The organism is Microcoleus sp. S28C3 (assembly GCF_036700785.1).
GTDB lineage: Bacteria > Cyanobacteriota > Cyanobacteriia > Cyanobacteriales > Microcoleaceae > Microcoleus > Microcoleus asticus.
The window spans coordinates 1-21015 of the sequence record NZ_JAUBPO010000099.1; the positions used below are offsets into that span (position 1 = coordinate 1).

Here is a 21015-nt window from a genome sequence, read left to right on the forward strand (position 1 = left end):
CCGTTGCCGTTGGAGTATGGACGTTTGCCGGTCTTTGGGCGAGCGCACTTTTTGACCTGCTTAGTCTAAACTCCAATGGTATGCTAGGCGAACACCACCCTCGCTAGAAGTTAAGTGATCGACAGCAGCCGAAAAATCTCGTGAAGTGGAATGACCAAAACCAAGTGTGAGGTTGCAAAGTTTTCTGGAAGCCCCTGAACCGAGTCGCGCCGAAGAGCGATCGCAATACTAATACCGAATACTTCAAAATTACCAGTGGGTCGATCGCCCTTCAATTCGGTATTGCGTTAGCAAAGCCCTCGAAGAGGATCGCTCTCTTAATTTCTAGCGTTATTGTTCTGCCAAGAGCGCGATATTTGTCAAGGGCGATCGCGCTTCTAAGATTCTTACGGCTTCCGATCGAGAAGTTGGCGGTAATTGACACCCCGATTATTGTAGCGCCTCAGATTGTTTGAGGGCTGCACTGAACGCGAAGTGGTTAAGATTCAGCAGCGATCGGGAATGCTAAAATTGTCTGTTGCCGAATGGGGAGCTGAATCACAAACTCAGTACCTGAGCCAGGTGTAGAAAAACACTTGATTTTACCGCGATGTTTTTCAGTAATGATTTGATAACTAATCGACATCCCCAAACCCGTACCTTTACCGATCGGTTTGGTGGTGAAGAAAGGGTCAAAAATGCGCTGCTTCACTGAGTCTGGCATACCGATTCCGTTGTCAGCGATCGCCACCTCCACCCATTGATTGTCGATCGCAGAAGTCCGAATCGTAATCTGGTTCGGGGTGTCTTTAAGCTCCTGATAGGAGCGTTTGGTATTCATGTAATCTAGGGCATCCAGAGCATTGACCAAAATATTCATGAATACCTGATTGAGTTGTCCGGGGAAACATTCCACCTTGGGCAATGTGCCATAGTCTTTAATCGTTACCACGCCTGGAGACTCTGGTTTCTCTTTGAGCCGGTGTTGCAAAATCAGCAATGTACTTTCAATTCCCTCATGAATATCAACATCTTTGAAGTCTGCTTCATCCATGCGAGAAAAATTTCGCAACGAGACGACAATACCGCGAATTCGCTCGGTGCCTACCTTCATAGATGACACGATCTTTTGGATGTCTTCAGTGAGGAATTCCAAGTCGATTTCCTCTGCCATTGCTTGCACGTCTGGATCGTTGCTGGGATGGCGCTGTTGATAGAGTTCGATCATCCGCAGCAGATTTTGGGTATATTCGTCCAGGTGGGTGAGATTACCGTGGATGAAGTTGACCGGGTTATTGATTTCATGGGCAATTCCCGCCACCAACTGTCCCAAGCTAGACATTTTTTCGCTTTGGATAACTTGCATCTGGGCTTTTTTCAGTTCGTTTAGGGTTGTCTCGAGTTCTTTAGCTTGCACGGTTGAGGAAATTGCTAGTTCTTCGATCGCAGCAACCTGGGGCAGAGTTGTCCAGCAAGCAATCGCCACTCCCACAAATGCCAGCGTCATCAACACAATAATCAGCAGATACGGATTCTTGGTTCCGATTTCTACCCGCAGCCAGGATCTGATCAGCCAACTGATTGTCGCTGCACTACAAATCAGCGCAATCAAAACTCCGATCTGAAGCACTACAAAATCTTCGTTTTCAGGATGGTTTAGCGGCTTGGCATGGAGTCGATCCCACCACGGTAAGTGCAAAGGTGCCCAAGGAATCCGCCGAATTGCAGCGTCGATCGCGATCGCTGCTAACGGCAACAGCAACCCGATGCCAAAATCCATCCATCCCCAGCTAACACCACCCACCACCAGGGAAATGAACTCCACCACCAGCAATGCTAAGGATAGTCGCCCCCAACGCACGACTGGATCGTTGCGCTGCATCCACAGCCCCAAGTGCAACCCCATGATAGAAATGAAAAAACTCACCCCTGACACCACCACAATTCGAGTGGTGTTGCCCCAGACTAAAAATCCTAAACTACAGATAAAGGTTAGCAGCAGCGCGGGTTCTAGGGAACCCCGACGGGACGCTGCGCCAAACACTGGAGACAACAGCCCATCCTGCGCGAGTTGGAAAAGGATGCGGGGCGTATTGCAAACGCTAGTCGCAGATCCCAACAAACAGCAAGCCGTAACCAGCAATGTGACTATGACAGGGGCAGCGTCTCCCCAGAAAGGCTTGGCAGCCGCCAGGAAATTGCCGTACAAATTGCCTTCTAAACCCGCAGCGGTTGCCAACTGCAACAAGACTAAAGTGCCACCCACAAACACCAGAGGCATGAACCAGGCAACCCAAGACAGCGCCTTGAGGGTGTCTTTTGGGTGGAGACTGTCGGCTACAAAGGATGAAGCTGTGTCGCAGCCATAGAAGCTATAAGCGGCAAACAAGTACCATTTCAGCCAGTCCTGGACACTGATGGCATCAATGCTGCTGGGCAAGAGTCCGGGGCTTTGGGGCGAAAAGGCAAGCCAGCCTAAACCCTGAACGCAGAAGAGGAATAAAAAGCCGATCGAAGGAAAGACAAAAAAGAGGTGCAGAATGGCGACGGCGCGGGTGCCACTGAATGCTACAAAGTAAGCGATCGCAGTGAAACCGATCTCAAACACTTTTTCTGGAATCTTCAGCCCCATCGGTTCTAAATGGAATTGGATCAAATCTGTGATGACGATCGCATTAATGGCCGGAAAGGAAACCCACCCCAAGTAGTAGGCAATCCCCAAGTAACGGGAAAGGGCAGGGTAACGATGAAGCAATCGCGTGATGTAATTGGGTGTTCCCCCAGATACATCTGGATATTTCTCACCCAAACTCTGAACTTGAAGGTTAAACAGAATTCCGACGATCGCACCAGGAATCCAGACCAACAGCGATGCGGAGCCAATTTCTGCTTGCATCGACGGTGCTAAGGTAAACCACATCAGATATCCAACCACACTAAACCCCCAAGCTTCCGCAGAGGACATGGTGCGCCGGAGGCGATTCAAAAATGGCACACGATCTATTTCCATAACAAGCAGATAAAAGTAATCCTATTGTGATACAAGTGTATTTTCCACCATCAAGAAAAAAACAAATACCTAGTATTTCCTTCTAGGGGTTAAACTTGTAATCTCGATCTAATGTAGCGGTGAAATATTGAGGCCTAATCAGTTTATGTTGCTAGCGATCGCACTCTTGAGCACAATAACTCGTTGGAACTGATATCTTGCACGAGATGCAATAAGCCTTTCACGGGCGGGATATCCTGCCCGCCCCACAAGAAAATTCACTTACTTTTTGTGGAACAGGTCGAAAAGCCTGTTAAGCGATAATGGTGCAATATCTCAGTTGAAACGGACTCTATTGAGTCTTTTCACTTTATTTAATGTGCCGTTATCTAGCGCTCGCGATCGCAATACTAATACTTTAAAAATACCAGTAGATCTATCGCTCTTTAATTCGGTGCGTTAGCGAAGCTCTCGAAGAGGATAGCTCTTTTAGTTTCTAGCGTTATTGTTCTGCTAAGAGTGCGATATTTTTTACACTTGGCAAATTATATTTTGTCGCAGCAAGCTGTGCAACCATTTCTGCACGAGACGAAACCTCAAGCTTGCGGAACATTCGCTTCAAAGCTTGTTTCACAGAATTCTCAGTAATCCAAATTTCCTTCCCAATTTGTGCGTTTGTTCGTCCCAAAGCAACCAATTCGGCAATTTGCAATTCACGAGGCGTTAATCGCTCGCTCTTGAAAGATTGGTGTTGCGATTTTCCTATGCCCGTTGGGCAGGCTTCGCCAACGGAAAAACTTCGCGATCGCACTGTTGCAGCCCAAACAGATAAGTGCAAACAGATCGCACTCAAATCGGCTAGATTTTGCGTATCAAAGGCAGGCATTGACTGTTCGCGGGTGCAACCTACTGCACCCACTAATTGACCGCGACTGACGATCGGCCCCGCCATCACGTGCCAATGATCGGGTCGGGGACAAATTATTGCCCACGCCTTGGGCGATGTTACTAATCCTTCATGCACAGGCGTATGGCGCTCCGCTAAGTAACGTGCAACAGGATTATGTTCGACAGATAACGGGACTTTTAGGAATTTCTGAAGATTTCGATCGGCTAAAAGCTGGTCTAAAAAGAAGATTCCCGATCGCTTAGTTGCAAAATACTCACCGATTTTGGGCACGACTTGCGCTCGCAAATCTTGTTCATCCGTCACCTGGTCGATTTCTTTAAATAAAAGCTGCAAGGAAATTGTCATGCGGTCAAAAAGAGTACCCGATCGAGGACTAGGCGAAGTCGGTTGCTACTTCTAGTATAAGGACAGATTTAATCGCAATCGCCCCAAGGAGATGAATTCATGACTGACTCACAAAAGCATATCATTGGTTTGGTATTTTATCCTGGCATGACATCGCTGGATATTGTGGGACCACAGCAAGTTTTTAGTGCGTTGCCAGGTGTCCAGATTCATCGGATCTGGAAAACGCTAGATCCGATTAAAACCGATGACGGCATGATGGTTTTGCCTGATACCACCTTTGACAATTGCCCGCGCTTGGACGTTATCTGTATTGGTGGCGGCTTAGAGCAAGGGGCAGTAGAAGACGATCCAGAGATACTAGCATTTCTTCGCAAACAAGGCAGCACCGCCAAATTTATCACTTCTGTCTGCGGTGGATCGCTATTTCTGGCGAAAACCGGACTGCTGTTCGGCTATCGAGCGACGACTCACTGGGCAATGCGCCAACAACTCGCAAAGTTTGGCGTTGAGGTTGGCACAGAGCGCATAGTAATCGATCGCAATCGTATTACTGGTGGAGGCGTGACAGCAGGTATCGATTTTGGCCTGACGATCGCTAGCATCCTTTGTGGTGAGGAAGTAGCCAAGATTATTCAACTATTACTGGAGTACAATCCCGCCCCGCCATTTGATGTCGGTTCGCCAGAAAAAGCGGGGCCTGAGTTGGTCGATAAGGCAATCTTATTTATGCAGGGGATATCGAGTTTAGAAGTAGCAAAACAGGCAGTTTGACATGAACACAACTTCGGAAATCGATCGCGATCGTACTCCCACAAATTGGGTACAAATAGGTTTTTATACAACTTCAATCGTCTTTAACCTCTGCTTGATTGCTCAGTTATTAACAGTTGGAGTTGCCTACTTCAATGACCCTTCCTGGTGGAATATTCATGTTTGGCTAGTGCGAGGCTATGGTGGATTGTCATTAATATTATGGGGATGGTCATCGCTCGCCCCGTTCTCACGCAAAATACGACATCTTGCTGCCACTTTACCTGTGCTGCTTGGGCTGCAATTTGTCAGCATTCATCTCAAAACACCTCTCCATCTAGAGGTGTTCCATCCTCTGATTGGATTTTCGCTCCTCTATGTTTCTTCAACCCTTGTACACAGCACATCGCGCATTTTATCACCCACCCACCATCAGAATGAGCAAGCTTGAGAGTTAGAAATGACGCAAGATGCAATCTTTACTCCCTTCTTTGCAACAGTGCAGCACTTATCCAGTTTGGCACAATTGATTAACTTCGCTCAAATGAGCTAGAAGTTATCAACAGTCGCCGAACAATGAGCGTGCAGCGGAAAGTCCGCCCTATTTCTGCGTGCGAATTCGGGGTCTTGTGGGGCGGTCTGCCGCTGAAATGAGTCGTTAGATTGCGATCGCAATACCCAATACTTTAAAAATACCAGTAGATCGATCGCCTTTCAATTCTGTGAGTTAGCGAAGCCCTCGAAGAGGATCGCTCTCTTAGTTTCTAGCCTGATTATTCTGCCAAGAGTCCGATTTTTGTCAAGGGCGATCGCACCGAACAAGTTTTGATTCGATCGGGATCTTACAGGCAAAAAACATAGCAAGAAAACCCCCAAATCCCGTTTAAAAATGGGGTTTGGGGGTTTTCGTTGAGGCTGGGAAGCATTCTCATCCGGCTGATATCGTTACCGATCGCGATCTTGGACGGAATCTTCCTATATGGATGAATTGTGGATTGCAGTCGCTCCGGAACCGCCAGAGCAACGAACCCCTCAACTCCCGGAATCGATTCGCATCGCAATATCGGCGTTGTGTAGAAGTTCTCATCACATTTCCCTGCAGATGAATTTGTGGATTCTTATGTGCGGGAATCAGCGACTATTTCTTGATTTTGGTTGGATTTGGTAATGAATTATCAGCGAGGAGAATAGTTCTATTTTACATTTGTTTTAGGCGTTTTTTCAGGGAATGACATCCAGAAAAGTTCTTGCTATCATCGACGAACAACAGCGTTGAGGCTGCATAGATGACTGGCAAAGCTCAGACGGGGACTACACAATTATTGCGTAGGTGTTGGTTGACCTTAACAAAATGGCGATCGTTCGGTGTCCTCTGCGTTTTGACACTGGCGGTTAGCCTGATTGTAAATGCCTGTAGCCTGGCATCACAACAACTAGCTCCCCTGCGCGTCGGCATCACCAGTTGGGCAGGATTTGATATTGCACTTTATGCTCAGGAAGCAGGCTTATTCAAACAGCGCGGATTGGACGTGCAACTCATTCGATTTGAGAATCAACAAGATTCGACTCGCGCCATGCTGCGCGGTACTCTAGACGCAACTTTTGCCTCTTTGTGGGATGTGGTGCAGTCTGATTCGGGTAGTGACAAGCCTGCGGTGCTGATGGTAACAAATATTTCTCATGGGGCTGATGGTATTGTTGCTCAACCTGGAATCAAGTCAGTGGCAAACCTTCGCGGTAAAAGAGTCGAAGCTAAACTGGGAACAGTGAATCATCTGATTTTATTGGAAGCCCTCAAGTTGCACCAGATTAAACCCGAAGAGGTCAAGATTGAAGATATTTCTAACGAGATAGCGGTTGATTTGATGCAGAAGAAACGTTTAGATGCCGCCGTGCTCTGGCAACCGTTGCTAGGGGAAACGGCTCAAACAATTAAGGGTAATATCATTTACACTACTCAGGAAATTGATAGTTTAATCATTGATGCGTTGGCTTCTCGATCAACTATTACTCGCACGAAAAAAGCTGAATTGAAGCAATTTATTATGGCTTGGTTTGATATTATGAGTGCAGTGGAAACAAAGCCGAATGAAGTGTTTCAAAAGGTTGGAAAAAGCCTGGGACAGAAGAGTTCGGCTTTTGCTAAAGATTACGCGGGTCTGAAAAAAGGCGACATTGCTATGCAACAACAGATGTTTAAGTCTGGTCGCTTACCAGAAGCGATCGCTCAAATGGCTAAACTATTGAAATCTGACCCTCGCCCCGGAAAGATACCGCGTCAGGATGTGGAGATTAATACTGAGCTCGTAACTACAGCGATCGAGGAGTGGCAATTATGACCAAATGGCTGCGTCCCCATAGTTTGTCCCAGCGCTTGCTAGTTAGCTTTGGGTTGTCGATCGCCACTGTTGGACTGGCAACCCTCGGACTCAACTATCGGCTGATGCAGTCTGACTTAGAAACGCAAGTTCATAACCGGGCTCAATCGATTACACAATCGCTAGAGTTTTCTACAGAAGGCTTACTAGAGTTGGAGAATAAAAGCATTCTGCGACGGGTTGTGCAAAATTTTGCCACGATCCCCGGTGTGGTGGAAATTGCGATTGTCGATCCATCTGGGATAGCGATCGCCCGCAGCCCTCAGAATGCGAGTAATCAGCCATACACTTCTATCTATCCACAACTCGCACAACCACTTTACCAAGCGGCGACCACAGGCATTGAAGTCAGCCACAATATGGTCGTGGATAGCAAGCCTGCGATCGCGCAAATTCTGCCTTTTAGTAGTACCTTGTTTGGCACATCCCAACGACGGGGAGTGGCGATCGCGCTACTCGATCTCAACCAAATGCAGCAAGCTACCGACAGAACCTTCATTACCTCAACTTTGTCATTGCTAGTTGGCATCATCACAATTTTGTTAATCATGGGGATACTCCTTCAGAAGAATGTATTGCAACCCTTGCGGGACTTAAACGAAGCAGTTTGTCAAAGTAAAAAAACTGGCATCTTTCCTATGCCAAAGACGATTCCAGCTAACGAAATTCAATTTTTGGCAAGCACATTTGAGGAAGTATTCCGACAATTGGAAATCCACGAGCAACTCACCGCCGAAATTGCTCAACGGAAACAAATAGAAGTCACATTACGCGATAGCGAAGCCAGAGAACGAGACAAATCTCAGCAGCTTGAGCAGGCAATTGAGAATTTAAAACGGACGCAAACCCAACTGATTCAGACAGAAAAAATCTCATCTTTGGGGCAATTAGTTGCAGGAGTAGCCCATGAAATTAACAATCCGGTCGGCTTCATTCATAGCAATCTAATTCATGTACAATATTATGCTGACAGTCTATTAAATTTGGTACACCTATATCAAAAGCATTATCCAAACCCAATTGGCGAAATTGAGAAAGAAGCAGAAAATATTGAGCTGGATTTTTTGCAAGATGATTTACCTAAAATTCTGAGTTCAATGAGAATTGGTACCGATCGCATTCGCCAGATTGTGCTGTCACTCCGCAATTTTTCCAGGATGGATGAGTCAGAATTTAAAGAAGTTGATATCCATGAAGGAATTGATAGCACGCTGTTAATTTTGCAGCATCGTCTCAAAGCGCGGCCCGAATATCCAGAAATTAAAGTCATTCGAGACTATGGTGATTTACCCCTAGTTGAGTGTTATGCCGGACAACTCAACCAAGTATTTATGAATATTTTGGCAAACGCTATTGATGCACTGGAAGAAATAAATACTCAACGGGTAGCTTGCTCGATCGAGAAGCGCCCATGTTGTATTACAATTTGTACCTCGGTGGTAGATTCGCAATGGGTTAAAATTGCGATAGTCGATAATGGCAATGGAATTCCAGAATCAATTCAAACACAGATATTCAATCCATTTTTTACAACAAAGCCTGTAGGGAAGGGAACCGGAATGGGAATGGCTATTAGTTATCAGATTATTACTGAAAAACATGGTGGGACGCTTAGGTGTTTTTCAACGCCAGAAAAAGGGACGGAGTTTGAAATTTGTATTCCTGTTAAGCATTAGGAGTTGACAATATCGAAATCAACGACGATTTTATCTACGGGAGATAGATCCTAGCCTGGTAAACGTCAAAATCAGCGTTTCGGGACTTATATCCAACTTTCCAAACAACCTTGAAGCCTTTCTCCATTTCTCCTTTCAGCCTTAAAAACATCCTCGATCGCTTTACCCATGACTATTTGGATAAAAAAGAGTTAATATAGATCTACAGAACATTCAGGTTTTAGTTAAGAGTAACTTGGATTTTGCATCCTACAATTGAAGCAAAAATCAGTCTCCCTGTTAATTTACTAGAAGCGACTTATCGAGCCGTAAACTAGGGAAAAGCAAAAAGTCGTGATTAATTTATTATGCGGGCTATTAGTCGAGAATTAGCCACGCTGAAGCCAGCATCAATTGATGCAGCACTAGCAGAAATGGCAAGCAATCCAGAGTATCAAGCTGATGTTTTACAAATGAAAACTGAATTTGCTACAGCTTATTAGGAAGCCTTTAAATTGGCGGAGTCTCAAGAATAAAAAACAGTATCAATCAACAAGATATCCTGGCACCTTAACTCACCCGTTACCCCTTTCTCCTTTCAACTTTAAAAACATCCTCAATACTTTTCCCCGCCGTTTTCTCCTCCCACCCCATCGCCATCAAAAAACTCTCAGCAGACTGAGTTTCCACCACATCCACCCCCCATTCTCCCGGTTGCAGCGCCTCAGCATCGCTAGTCAATGGCGGAGTCTTCTTCAATCCCGCTAAAATCAAAATATCAGGAAAAGAATCATCAGTTTTCCCCTGACTCATCCGCTTATCCACCAAACTTTGAGCGCAAAATTCTCCCACTTGAGGCGGAGAAAAAGCATCAGTAGAAAATAAAACTTCTACCATCCAATGACCGTGATTTAATTGACGACACTTAATCTCAGGATATAGACTTAAACCCTCAGCAAATACCCGAGTAAATTCTTCCCTACTTAAGGTGGGAAAAACCCCCTCGGGCAGATCAAAATTATGAGAAAGCAACATCCGCACCGTTCCCGATTCAGTCATACTTTTAGTTACTTAATTTGAGAAATCGCCAACTTAATCACACCTTGAATTGCCGCTTCTGACTCCTTTTCCAATGCAGCTTGTAGCGGTGCAATCGCAGCCCGATCGCCCACTTTCATCAAAGACAAAGCCGCCGCCCTGCGAGTTTCCCCATCACCACGATCCAGCAACTCAATCAGATTAGGAATTGCCGGTTTATAAGCCAGGTTTCCTAAAGCCGCCGCCGCCTCACAACGCACATCAACATCAACATCCGTCAGAGACTTAACCAAAATCTCGAATAATTCATCCTTCGGTTCTTCCTGTGCAACCTTGGCGATCGCACCCACCACCGCACCGCGCACCACAGGCGAATCAGAGGCGATCGCCTGATACAAATACTCCTTCGCCCCCGCCCCAATAAAAGCCAACGCCCAAGCCGCATGACCGATCGTACTCTCTGGCAAATCACTTGACCCTAAAATATCCAACAAAGCCTGCACAGCCGGCTCCCCAATCCTCGCCAACGCCCCAATTGATGAACCCTTAACCACCGTATCCCGATCGTTCAACAAAGCATGAATTAAATGAGGAACCGCAGTCGGATCGGCAATCAAAGTCAGAGTTTTAGCAGCAGCACGCCGCACAACCGGATTAACATGATTTGCCAAAGCATCTAATAAAAAAGGAGTCGCCGCTTCGCCAATTTCAGCCAAAGTTTCCGCGAAACGCAGTCGAGTCATCCCCCGCGTATCTCCCAAACATTCAACCAACCGCTTCAACAGATTGGAATCATTAGGATCGAAAGTATCTAAATCTATTTGTTCAGTAACTTCCCGAAGAAAAGCATCTGTTTCAGCGTGAGCCAATAGAATTGGATCTGCCTCCGCTTGAGCATTAGAATTGACCATAATTATCCCCTAATTATTAGTAGTTAGAGCCGCCACTTGAGCGCGAAGACTCTCCAGTCCAGCATCAATCTTAGCAAGTTCCGGCTCAATTTTAGCCATCGCCGCCTTCTGAGGTAATTTTGCCTTTTGTGCCGCAGTCATCGTTTCATTAACCAAACGTTCGCGATATTTTTCAAATTCAGCAATTACTTCTGCCAATTCTTCAACATTAGTGTCTGTTGAATTAGCAACACTTTCCTCATTATCAGAATCCGATGGATTAAATTCTTCGTTTTCAGACATAGTTTTGATAGTTTAATAATTAGTCCGCCTAGGCGAAATTTGTGTGTGTAGCCGCGATTGCAATCGCCGGGATATTTTTTGTTTATGTAACCGCAATTTCAGTCACCGGGATATTTCGACTTTGTGTCTAGCCGCGCGCGATTGCAATCGCCGGGATATTTGTGCTTTAAGGTGACAGCACACCCACCCCAGAAAACCTCAAGCGATTGTGTTCTAACATCTCTTCTAAAGCAGAATGAGAAATACAACGACGCTCAGAACAGTATGCCATTTGTTTAACCCCATTTATCATCTGCACAGTCATCACCCGTACCCGAAAATGATCGTTAATAAACCAACAGCGTTCCTGTCCTTGATTAGTCTCATATTCCGTCTCAATAGTCAACACCCCATCATCCGCAAAATGGTAAATACCGATGACCGGAATACCTTCAACATAGCCTCGATTTCGCAGAAACTTGCCCGTTCTCGGATTACTAGGATTAGGCACATCTACAAGAATAGCAGCATAGTTTTCGTTCGGGACTGTATCATCTAAATTATCCTGCCACATAAAACTGCATCCCCCACTAACTAAAGCGGGATCGACATTCTGCTGTTGACACACGTCTAAAATTCTGGGATCATCTGTTGACAAAACGTCAACGATGACATTGGATTCTCCCGACTCATCAGCCGCAGCAGTATCAAAATTATGGACTGTTCGCTGAGTAAACCAAACGCCCTCACTCTTGCGAAAGAAATCCATCATAGTCATAGGTGGTGTTAGCAGCATTTCTGTGTCAAATTAGCGAGAGGAATCAGAGGGATTGAGACAAATCTCATTGAAAAACGGAGATTTCGGCTTTGACCTGAGCTTAGCCGAACTGGGAATCCGATCTGATTTTGGTTAAGAAAAATAAACAAACGTCAGTCTGGAATCCGTCAAATTCTAGGATAAATGACACAGGACAATTTTGAGCAACTCGATCGATAAATCTTCAGAAAATACAATGTCACCTCGTCAACACTCGTCTTTCCTCTCCGAACCCCTTTCTGCAACAGAAATCTTACCAGCCATTCAGGAAGGCAAAAGTCTAGCTCAAACCAACCTCCCGGGAATCAACCTCAGCCAGATGGATTTATCTGGTATTGATTTCAGTGGAGCAAACTTGATTGGGGCAAACCTCAGTCAAACCAATTTGCAAGGGGCCAATCTCAAAGGGGTTGATTTACGAAGGGCAAATCTCAGAGATGCCAATTTGAGTGGAGCGAATTTACAAGAAAGCTATCTTTTTCGTGCAGATTTACAGGGCTGTAATTTAGTCGATGCCCAGCTACAAGAGGCAAAATTAAAATTAGCTCAATATGATGCTCATACCCTGTGGCCAGAAGGATTCAATTACAAAAATTCGGGAGCTATTGGTCCCCAAGCCAATCTCAGTGGAGCTTTTCTGAATACAGCTTACCTCAGAGGCGCAGATTTACACGGCTGTAATCTGCGAGGTGCTTATCTCAGTGGAGCCGATTTAACAGGGGCAAATTTAGAGGGAGCGGCCTTAAGTGGGGCGAGTCTTCAGAATGCCTTTCTGACTGGTGCTTATTTACGGAATGCTATCTTAATTGGAGTCGAATTACAAGGAGCGGATTTACGAGCGGCTGACTTAACCGGGGCAAATTTAGAGCAATTAAAGAGTATTGCTGGCGCTGATTTTACCCTAGCACAAGGACTCACCCAAGAGATGAAAGCCATGCTTTGCAGTCGCGATCGCAAAGAATTAGGAACTTGGAATGCCTTTACTCGTAACAATACGGCTCAGAGTCTTGGCTCTCAGGTAGGATAAATTTACACTGATTGTTGAACTTCTGGAATGTGGCGTTCTAAATCGAACAGAAAACCGTGAATATATTCCTCAGTCCACTCCTCACCATAGAACCGCGTAAACATTCCTCTAGCGGGATCTTTTGCAGCACGATAATTAATATAACGTCGCTGTGCCTCAAGAATCTCTCCAAGTCGCTGACTATCTGTGACAGGTTGGGCTTGCTCAACCAAATCGAGATAAGCTTGAAGATAATCCTTAAAAGCTTCAAAGACAGTAGTTTGCACAGCCTCTGTTTCCTTGGGACGAGTCCAAAGAAAAGCAGGAGAAAAGAAAGGTTTTGCCTCGTCAGGAAAATCTCCTCCCCAAGGCAACTCCTTTTGATAAGTGTTGAAAATCGGTAAAATCGGATCTGAGTATTGCTTTTGGTAAGCCGCATCCTGAAAAAGAGGCTGCATATCTAAAGCAATTAAATGTCCCCCCGGCAAGGTTACTAAGTCCGCCCCAAAAAATGGCAAGTCATAATTTAACTGGGGGAAAATCACAAAATTAAGTACCTGGAGAGCATCACCACCCTCAACATGAGCCGCCCGAATTTGCCGTAATTTTGAGGACTTAAAAGCATGACTTGTCGTCACCACCAACTGCTCTTTTTTCCCCTTACCAGTTAGAGATTCTTTCCGTTCAAAACCTGCGGGAATGGGATAGGGAGCCAAGTCAAGTCGTTCTTTTAGAAGTGGGATAGCGTAATCTAAGAAAGGCTGATAAAGAGTCATTTTTAACTTATCTTACTCCCGCTGGAACTGCTAAGGGAACAGCATCTTCAAACAAAAACTCGTACAGAAATCGCTCTGACCATTCATGTCCAAAATAGCTGCCGAATAGCCCTGATGCAGGATCGCGTTCCGCACTGTACTGATCGTAATCTTTCTGTGCCTTCACAATCCGCTGAATCTCTTCGGGAGTGTTAAGCGGGGAGGCTTGCTCTAGCATTTGCCAATACAACTGAACATATTCTTGATAGGCTGGAAACAAACGAGTTACAACCGTTTCTGCATCAGTTTTAGCAAATAGCAAGTTCTTGGAAAAATACTGGTTCGCATCGTAAAACTTCATTTCTAAGTCTTGCGTTAAATCCTTGTATTTATCCTTAATGGCGCTCATGGGCTCGATATATTTGTCTATATAGGCGCGATCGCGGAATAAAGGTTGAAAATCCAAGACCACCAAGATTTTCTTCTGTCCAAAAGCTAAAAAATCAATTCCTAGTAAGGGCAGATCGTAATTATAATTCGGATAAATGACACTATTGAAAATCTGTGCCGTTTCTCCCGCATCAATGTATGTGTAACGAATCTTTCGCAATTTGGGACATTGATAGCACCAACTTTGAATCGTGGCGGGATTTTTGCCTCTTTCACTCACCACCGATTCCAACCCAGAGGGAATGGGACGACTCTCTAGAGCAAAACGTCCAAACAGTTCTTTTTCTAAGAATTCCTGAAACGGCTTAAACATAGATTAAAATCTTGCTCCTTCAATCTTTCCCTCAAAACACAATCATAAGGGATTGCCTTAAATCTTGTCTCTGTTTTTGACAAACAAAGTAATATTTCGTTACGAAACTCTGTTGTGCGCTCAGGATTTCCAAGAAAAACCCTGTACCAACCATCATTAAACTGCTGTAAATGTAATAAATCTTAATAAACTCCCTCATAATTTTAGTCTATGCTAGTAAACTATGTGTAATTTAATGACTATGCAATTAAGTGAAAGAGCAAAGCAATTAATTCCCCAAGCCAGAATTGTCAGTTTTGCCAGTTGGAAAAACATATATTCAGATGAAGTAATTGCCATTTTTCAAGAGGCTGACAATCAAAGTCGATATCTCACAGATGAGGATTTAGAACGCATTAAAAATCTTGCTCCTCATCTCTCTTTAATGCTAGAAAAAGCCCGATTATTGCGAGAGCAAGCTTCTAATCTTGTTGCTGATGCGAGGAAAAAGGTATTAGCCGACTTTCCAAATATCACCGATCTTGGTAATGACCTTTATCCTCCCGAACGTGCTGAAGCCTGTTGGCGAGATTTTTTGCAGTTCCTGCGCTGTATCACCTATGGAATTGCAGGTAACAGTCCTCAATTTACTAGCCAAGAAGGACTCAAAAACATGGAGCTACTCTATCAAGAATTGCGGGTTCCTGTTTCGGCGATGCTCTGTGGACTAGAACAGTTGAAAACAGTTAGCTTGCAGCAATTTAATTTTGAAGACCGCGATTTATTGAGCCTCTATTTTGACCATTTAATCAGTGGGTTAAAACAATTTAATCAAGCTTAATCAACTAAACAGTATCAGATTCCTTACTGTTTATTTGATTGAGCAGATTTTCTAAAGCAGCAGCAACGACTCGATGATTTGAGTCTTCCCGAAGTTGACTTAAAATTTCCTTAGCCTGCGGATCGTCAAAATGTTGCAAAGCAGATGCGACGTGCTGACGCATACCTTCATACTCAGAATTAGCCAGCATTAATAACTGAGAAAGTGCCGCCTGTTCCTGATTAGTTCCGGCTAATGTACCAAGTGCATCCACAGCAGCTTCCTGAGTGGTTCTATCTTCTCCAGTTAAGGCTTCCATACAGACCTCAAAGAGTTCGCTTTCGCACTCCATATCAACCAAAACAGCCAGAATACTACGACGAACTAACCAGTGGTCATCCTGCAAAAAAGTCAAGACTAAATGAGATGCAGCACATCGACCAAAAAGCGAAAGAGAATTAGCAGCCTCAGCTCGCACATTCGGCGTATTATCAAATTTCATGATTTGGAGCAATGCGGCGAAGGAATCGGCGGTTTGTTGTGTCCCAAATGCCCGGCTGACAAAAGAACGTACTAAGAATTCCGGGTCATCGAGTTTGCCTTTGAGCAAGGGAACGGCAATCTCTGGTTTATAATCCTTGAGAGCCGCGACGGCCTTGAGTCGATACTGAAAATCATGATTGTTCAGAGACGTTTCGATTTCGTGAATATCCATAACCACAACCAAGTATAATTTTTATTTATTTTAACCAAAAAGTTCCTAATTTTGCAAATAACCAAAGAGCTTTTAACACTTAATAACCTTCGCGGTTGTTATAGCTAAGCTCTTTGATCGAATCGAGTCTGAAAACAGCCGTACTTGAACCAATATTGTCGCAGTTCATGATGCGGTGTATGCAAACTGGCTTTAGCCTGATAGAGAATCACTTGTCGATGATTTCCCATCCAAAGTCGTTTGCCTGGTTCAACAGAAATTAAGCACCCTCCTAGAATGTTAACACATTCCTCAAATCGCTCAACTGCTGGATAGTCTAAAGTTTCAAAAATTAGCAATTGACCGGAAAAAATTAGGTGACGACTTCTGATCCAAGCCTGCATTTTTTTACCAGCTATTGGGGGTAGCATCTTTCAGATACTCAGCTTGAAAACCGAGTGATTTATTTTTATTTTCAAATTGCCCAGAGAAAAAGAGCGAATAATAAACTCGCTCTAGAGAAAGTAGGAGATACCAAACTTCAATGAAGACAAAGGTGAAGTCTAGGTAAATTTAGCCAACTTCAGTAATACTGAGAATTTTGCCTCCCATTTTCTGAATATTTTTAATTTGCTTAGACATTTGAGCATAGCTGACTTCATAGCTGATATTGCTCACTCTGACCTTAGCACCACCAGACTTAGCAGCAGTAATCCGAAAACGTTTACCAGTTGTGCTAGAGGCTCCACTGCTACCAACGCTAGAAAGTTTGATTTTCTGAGGCAGATTGCTCGCAACCGTAGCAATTAATTGAGCTTGATTACTGCTATCGCTAGTAGCTGCTCCTCCCAGCAAAGAAAGCATCCGATTAAACCCGACATTCTTGATACCAGTTTGGCTGCGAATGTTCCGAGGATAAGGCACAATATTCTCGCCAAAGTTCTGGCTGTAATCGTCACTATCGATATAAGAATCGATTTCGGCTTCATAGCCTTGACCGTTACAAATTTGGACGTGTTCCGAAATCTCCGTCTGTTCTAAAGGAGCGCGACCAAGCAAATGCTTGCAGTTTAACTCGATGAACCGATAGGCAGAATTGGTGTTAAAAAATAGAGACTGATACAGGTCGGATTTTGCCACTTGTCTGACAAAATCACGCACCGTAATATCACCATTGCGAAGCAAAGATTCGGCACTGGTGAGACGCTGACTTTCCATCAGGTGAGCATTTCCTAACACCTGTCGGTAAGCAGCACGAATTACGACTTGTAAATCGTCTTCGGTTGCATTGGCTCGAAGTTCTACGGGGTCACTGACGAAAGAGGCTGTTAAACTGGACATTGTTTTTTCCTAACGTTAATTAAAGTTGGATTGAGAGTGTAAAAAAAAGTTACTGTTGGTTGAAATAGCTTGACTGAGGCGAACACATCTGTTATTTAGGCACAGAAAAACTATCTGTTTTTATCGTTATCGCTTTCATAATTGCGATGGGATAAGATAAAAATCGCGATTGTTTCCGAGAGGGTAGAGAAGCAAATTTTTACTTCTCTACCGGCGAATCACTTTAGGCTTCAAGCAACTTCTGTGATGCTGACAATTTTGCCGCCTGCACGATGAATGCGCTGAATTTGCGGAGTCATCTTCGCACCGGATACAAGATATTCAGTGTTACTTACTCGGCGAGGACTATCAAATTTAGACCCCTTGACTAAAATCTTGAAGGTCTTTTCGGTGGCATCTTTGTAAGCGCTGATCCGACCGCCTGTTGTTGGTAAAGTAATCTTGTTACCGCTATTGCCAGCCACAAAATCTACTAAGCGAGAAGCGGTAAAAGCACTATCAACTCCTGCATAACCTTGATAGAGGGAAAGGGTGCGATTATAGCCGACTTGCTTTTGTCCGACTTGACTTTTTGCTCCTTGATAATAAGGAACTGTATTCTCGCCAAATTTTTCCTGATATTCTGGACTATCGAGATAAGAATCAATTTCTGCCTCGTAGCCTTCTTGGGTAGATCGGCAAATATGCTCAGAAAGTTCCTCTTGAGCTAAAGGAGCGCGACCCAACAAATGTTTGAAGTTTAGCTCGACAAAGCGGTAAGGAGCGCAGGATTCAAAATACCGACTGCGATAAAAGTCAGATTTAGCCACAGCGCGGACAAATTCTCGTACCGTTATCGTGCCATCGCACAACTTCGATTCTGCAATCGTCAAGCGTTCACTTTCCATGACATGGGGATTGCCCAATACTTGCTTGTAAACAGCGCGAATTACCGCCTGTTTATCATCGGAGCTGCTCGTAGGCCAAAGTTCTACTGGCGCATCTAAAACGACACTCATTGAGTTTCTCCTAAGAATAAATAACGCTTCAAAACAGGGAATTAGGGATTGTGAAAAACACGCTCAGGGAGATAATTCCCCAAGTCGTTAAGGCTGAAGTTTGAGCGGTTGTTAGTTGACAGCAGTAATGCTGGAAATTACGCCGCCTTGTTTGTGGATGCGTTGATATTCTTGCGAGAGCCTATCAAATGGTACGAGATAGGCTTGATTGCTAGAGCGAAATTTAGAGACTCGGTTCATCACAGTCCTTGCTGAAGAACGATATCCAGTCACAGTAATGCGATAAACTTTGCCTTCTGTGGAGGCGCCTAATCCAGCACGAGTACGTGAATTGATACCAGACTCTTGGAATGCCCAACCATCTCCAACTGCACCACCTGAAGGGGGAACAATGGGTAGGGGGGTTTGCTGAATCACGAATTTATTCAGAACAGGGGTTTTTCCAGAAATACTGCCCTTGAGGTCGCTACTGGAAGCTCCCCGCAAGAGAGCAAACATATGAGTAAACCCAACCATATTTTGTCCTGGCTGGGTTTTGTAGCCTCGGTAATAGGGAACGATATTTTCCCCGTAGGCATTTTGGTATTCATCACTGTCGAGGTAAGAATCAATTTCTGCCTCGAAGCCTTCCGTATCTAAAATGGTGCTATGTTCTCTCATTTCTTCTAAGCCATCAGGAGCCCGACCTAGAAGATGTTTGAAATTGAGTTCAATAAACCGATAGCGAGGACAAGTATCGAAAAAGCGAGAGCGGTAAGCGTCTGATTTTGCCAGAGCGCGGACAAATTCGCGCACACTGAATTCACCACTTTTGAATTGGGATTCAGGAATCGTCGCTCGTTCACTTTCCATGACGTAAGCATTTCCCAAAACTTGCCGATAAACGGCACGAATAATGGTTTCTACTTCTTCTTCTGAACGTCCTGGCATCAGTTCTAAACAGGGTGTTTCTTCAAATAAACTGACTCCAAGTCGAGATGCAGGTCCAAAAACCATTGAAAAAATCTCCACAATTGTATTACATGAAAAACTACCATACTTAGACGTTATATTAGAAAACTTTGCATAACTTAACATTAAGCCTGATTTAGGAGCTTATTTGTACTACATAAAGAGATTGATATATTGCTCGGAGTCTCTTATTGCAAGAAATGCGATGTAGTACACTTTATTTTTGTAATACATGATGAATGTGACTTGAAATTATTAAGCCGATAAGTTATAAGATGTGAGGTAAATCAGTGGCAAAACTTTGACGCTTTTCAAAATGTAGAGAGCCAAAAGCCGAACCCCAAACCTGTTGATGATTATTTACATCCAGACCTCGATCGAGGCTACTCCAAGTTGTTTCTGTAATCTCGACATCACTGACTAGGTAGGTGGAACAACCTCTTTTTTCGATGAGACAAAGGTTTCCAGGTTCGACACTGCCTCGAAACATTTCGCCGTCGCGTTTAAAAATCATGGAACAGTGATAGCGTCGTTGCAGACTATCTGGTTTAATAGTTTTGAGAATGCTTAATTCTCGTGCAGCTCCGGCGTACTGTATTGGGTCTTCGAGGCTATAATTTTCAATATAAATCTGATCTCCCTGGTCAATTAAGCGATGAACTCCCTGACGATAGGGAGTCCACAGATCGTGATCGTAAACCTGTTCAGAGTAAAAGCCAATGGCATTGAAAAATTCAAAGGGTAAGGGACGAAAAAATATCCGAATATGGGCAAATTGTTGTGGGTTATCAAAGGATTGTTGATAGTTACTAAAATCCCCAGCCATCCACTGAGCCAAAGTGATTAAATCATTGCTTTTAACTGAATTCATAAGCTAAGAAGAAGGTAGAAGAAAGTTGATTAATAGGAATTAGTGATTCGCTAATTCCCTGACAGCGAACGAATCTCTGAGGAAAATGATGCCGTTACTACTCCACTTCCTCCACTGGTTTTAATTAGGGAAACACGAAACCGTAAATTAGGATTAGCAAACCAGATTTTTTCTTCCGCTGCGGCGTGTTCGTAGCTAGTCAAAAGCACAAAAGTTCCATCCTCTGTGATATGATAGTCACCTGCTGCGGCAATAGTTTCAGCATAACCTTGATCTCGTAATAACTTACCGCGATTAGGTACATTTGGATCGGGGATTGGTACAAGAATACAACTCCCCTTAACCTCAGAATTCTCATCCCAATCTGACTCGCCCTCCCAACTCATTTGAAAAGGCATTACTGCTTGGGATGGGTCAACATTATACAATTGACAGAGTTCCATTACTGCCCGATCGTCCGGTGAGATAGCAGCGATATCAATGACTGACTGCACAGCTTCAAAGTGTCTGAAAGTCAAATGATGGGCGCTGCGCTGCGATCGCCACCGTCCTAGAGAATTTTCAACAAACTGCTTAATATTGTTCATGGAAAACATTGTACAGGGGCAAGAGCAAAAATATTCTTGTCTTGAGAACTCCACTTTTTGCGCCCCTGTCCACGAAAAAAAAGTGCTTTTAGCCACAAAAGTAACAAATTGTTACTTTGTTTCTCAGGAAAGAGACAGAGGCAACACCCCAGAGATATATTCAAAACCATCAAGTTAGTCACCAAGTTGACCAACTCTGATTCAGAAATAATTT

General features: G+C 44.2%; 22 protein-coding genes. 7 read left to right on the plus strand and 15 right to left on the minus strand.

The window, feature by feature from the left end:
* Positions 1 to 478: 478 nt before the first annotated feature.
* Positions 479 to 2989 (minus strand): ATP-binding protein, encoded by a 2511-nt coding sequence (locus QUA13_RS24765; protein WP_333202840.1) that lies wholly within the window; start codon positions 2987 to 2989, stop codon positions 479 to 481.
* Positions 2990 to 3470: 481 nt separating this feature from the next.
* Positions 3471 to 4223 (minus strand): LuxR C-terminal-related transcriptional regulator, encoded by a 753-nt coding sequence (locus tag QUA13_RS24770; protein WP_333202842.1) that lies wholly within the window; start codon positions 4221 to 4223, stop codon positions 3471 to 3473.
* Between the two features lie 99 nt (positions 4224 to 4322).
* Here QUA13_RS24770 and QUA13_RS24775 point away from each other — a divergent pair, with 99 nt between their 5' ends.
* From QUA13_RS24775 to QUA13_RS24795, 5 genes are all read left to right on the plus strand, one after another.
* On the plus strand, positions 4323 to 4997 hold the full coding sequence (locus tag QUA13_RS24775; RefSeq protein WP_333202845.1) for a DJ-1/PfpI family protein: 675 nt from the start codon (positions 4323 to 4325) through the stop codon (positions 4995 to 4997).
* A gap of 1 nt (position 4998) precedes the next feature.
* Positions 4999 to 5427: a DUF6220 domain-containing protein gene (locus QUA13_RS24780; RefSeq protein ID WP_333202847.1), complete on the plus strand. Its 429-nt coding sequence runs from the start codon at positions 4999 to 5001 to the stop codon at positions 5425 to 5427.
* Positions 5428 to 6262: 835 nt separating this feature from the next.
* Positions 6263 to 7315, plus strand: a complete 1053-nt coding sequence (locus QUA13_RS24785; protein ID WP_333202849.1) for an ABC transporter substrate-binding protein — start codon at positions 6263 to 6265, stop codon at positions 7313 to 7315.
* Positions 7312 to 9030, plus strand: coding sequence for an ATP-binding protein (locus QUA13_RS24790; protein ID WP_333202851.1), 1719 nt, complete (start codon positions 7312 to 7314; stop codon positions 9028 to 9030). The genes QUA13_RS24785 and QUA13_RS24790 overlap by 4 nt, the downstream gene beginning before the upstream one ends.
* Positions 9031 to 9377: 347 nt before the next feature.
* Entirely contained in the window at positions 9378 to 9512 is a 135-nt protein-coding gene (locus QUA13_RS24795; protein ID WP_281363525.1) for a hypothetical protein, read from the plus strand.
* A gap of 79 nt (positions 9513 to 9591) precedes the next feature.
* Here QUA13_RS24795 and QUA13_RS24800 read toward each other — a convergent pair whose 3' ends face one another.
* From QUA13_RS24800 to QUA13_RS24815, 4 genes are all read right to left on the minus strand, one after another.
* Positions 9592 to 10068, minus strand: a complete 477-nt coding sequence (locus tag QUA13_RS24800; RefSeq protein ID WP_333202854.1) for a DUF2656 domain-containing protein — start codon at positions 10066 to 10068, stop codon at positions 9592 to 9594.
* An 8-nt stretch (positions 10069 to 10076) separates the two neighbouring features.
* Positions 10077 to 10958 carry a HEAT repeat domain-containing protein gene (locus QUA13_RS24805; protein ID WP_333202857.1) on the minus strand — a complete coding sequence of 294 codons (882 nt, stop codon included), beginning with the start codon at positions 10956 to 10958 and terminating at the stop codon, positions 10077 to 10079.
* Between the two features lie 9 nt (positions 10959 to 10967).
* Positions 10968 to 11240, minus strand: coding sequence for a hypothetical protein (locus QUA13_RS24810; protein ID WP_333202858.1), 273 nt, complete (start codon positions 11238 to 11240; stop codon positions 10968 to 10970).
* Between the two features lie 166 nt (positions 11241 to 11406).
* Positions 11407 to 11991 carry a phycobiliprotein lyase gene (locus QUA13_RS24815; RefSeq protein WP_246276670.1) on the minus strand — a complete coding sequence of 195 codons (585 nt, stop codon included), beginning with the start codon at positions 11989 to 11991 and terminating at the stop codon, positions 11407 to 11409.
* A 241-nt stretch (positions 11992 to 12232) separates the two neighbouring features.
* Between QUA13_RS24815 and QUA13_RS24820 the strand changes: the two genes are divergently transcribed.
* A complete protein-coding gene (locus QUA13_RS24820) occupies positions 12233 to 13063 on the plus strand; it encodes a pentapeptide repeat-containing protein (RefSeq protein ID WP_333202866.1) in 831 nt (276 codons plus the stop codon).
* A gap of 2 nt (positions 13064 to 13065) precedes the next feature.
* Here the strand turns inward: QUA13_RS24820 and QUA13_RS24825 are convergent, their stop codons facing one another.
* Both QUA13_RS24825 and QUA13_RS24830 read right to left on the minus strand, forming a co-directional pair.
* Positions 13066 to 13818: a phycoerythrobilin:ferredoxin oxidoreductase gene (locus QUA13_RS24825; RefSeq protein ID WP_333202868.1), complete on the minus strand. Its 753-nt coding sequence runs from the start codon at positions 13816 to 13818 to the stop codon at positions 13066 to 13068.
* A gap of 7 nt (positions 13819 to 13825) precedes the next feature.
* Entirely contained in the window at positions 13826 to 14560 is a 735-nt protein-coding gene (locus QUA13_RS24830; RefSeq protein WP_333202870.1) for a 15,16-dihydrobiliverdin:ferredoxin oxidoreductase, read from the minus strand.
* 235 nt (positions 14561 to 14795) lie between these two features.
* On the opposite strand from QUA13_RS24830, the gene QUA13_RS24835 reads away from it, so the two are divergent.
* Positions 14796 to 15380, plus strand: a complete 585-nt coding sequence (locus QUA13_RS24835; RefSeq protein WP_333202872.1) for a phycobilisome protein — start codon at positions 14796 to 14798, stop codon at positions 15378 to 15380.
* A gap of 4 nt (positions 15381 to 15384) precedes the next feature.
* On the opposite strand, the gene QUA13_RS24840 is transcribed toward QUA13_RS24835, so the two are convergent.
* The 7 genes from QUA13_RS24840 to QUA13_RS24870 form a co-directional block, all read right to left on the minus strand.
* A complete protein-coding gene (locus QUA13_RS24840) occupies positions 15385 to 16074 on the minus strand; it encodes a HEAT repeat domain-containing protein (RefSeq protein ID WP_333202873.1) in 690 nt (229 codons plus the stop codon).
* Positions 16075 to 16178: 104 nt separating this feature from the next.
* Complete coding sequence (locus tag QUA13_RS24845; protein ID WP_333202874.1) at positions 16179 to 16484, minus strand: CpeR family transcriptional regulator; 306 nt, start codon at positions 16482 to 16484, stop codon at positions 16179 to 16181.
* A 142-nt stretch (positions 16485 to 16626) separates the two neighbouring features.
* Positions 16627 to 17394, minus strand: a complete 768-nt coding sequence (locus QUA13_RS24850; RefSeq protein WP_333202877.1) for a phycobilisome rod-core linker polypeptide — start codon at positions 17392 to 17394, stop codon at positions 16627 to 16629.
* Between the two features lie 230 nt (positions 17395 to 17624).
* Positions 17625 to 18392, minus strand: a complete 768-nt coding sequence (locus tag QUA13_RS24855; protein ID WP_333202879.1) for a phycobilisome rod-core linker polypeptide — start codon at positions 18390 to 18392, stop codon at positions 17625 to 17627.
* Between the two features lie 111 nt (positions 18393 to 18503).
* Positions 18504 to 19388 (minus strand): phycobilisome linker polypeptide, encoded by an 885-nt coding sequence (locus QUA13_RS24860; protein WP_333185466.1) that lies wholly within the window; start codon positions 19386 to 19388, stop codon positions 18504 to 18506.
* Positions 19389 to 19611: 223 nt separating this feature from the next.
* Positions 19612 to 20214 (minus strand): chromophore lyase CpcT/CpeT, encoded by a 603-nt coding sequence (locus tag QUA13_RS24865; protein ID WP_333202881.1) that lies wholly within the window; start codon positions 20212 to 20214, stop codon positions 19612 to 19614.
* A 50-nt stretch (positions 20215 to 20264) separates the two neighbouring features.
* A complete protein-coding gene (locus tag QUA13_RS24870; RefSeq protein WP_333202883.1) occupies positions 20265 to 20801 on the minus strand; it encodes a phycobiliprotein lyase in 537 nt (178 codons plus the stop codon).
* Between the last annotated feature and the right edge of the window lie 214 nt (positions 20802 to 21015).